This is a genomic window from Pseudoalteromonas sp. 19-MNA-CIBAN-0066, assembly GCF_040308705.1.
Taxonomy (GTDB): Bacteria; Pseudomonadota; Gammaproteobacteria; order Enterobacterales; family Alteromonadaceae; genus Pseudoalteromonas; species Pseudoalteromonas nigrifaciens.
This window is the reverse complement of sequence record NZ_JBEONZ010000225.1, coordinates 1-268: the sequence shown is the minus strand read 5'-3', so window position 1 is coordinate 268 and position 268 is coordinate 1. Positions and strand designations below refer to the sequence as shown.

Here is a 268-nt window from a genome sequence, read left to right as displayed (position 1 = left end):
CAGCACACCATTCTTTCTTAACTTAGTTGGCATCCTATCTTTTAACTTTTGCATCGCTTGTTCTTCAAGTTCCGACTTTGACTTTGCCCCTTTTTTAAGTCCAATTACATTGTTCTCTCGTTCTTTTTCTGGATCTGCGTTTGGGGTGGTTTGAGTTCGAAAGGAGTGTTTTACACTCCTTTGGATCGACACCATGCTTTTCAATTTTTGAACCCGCACTATTTGATACATTTGCCCCTCAATTGATAACTGTGATGATGAATTTGAC

1 protein-coding gene is annotated in these 268 nt (G+C 39.2%); it reads right to left on the bottom strand.

Annotation, left to right across the window (positions count from 1 at the left end):
- The coding region (locus AAEZ18_RS18915) for a plasmid recombination protein (RefSeq protein ID WP_352255951.1) at nucleotides 1-231 on the bottom strand (231 nt) is incomplete at its 3' end.
- Nucleotides 232-268: the final 37 nt, after the last annotated feature.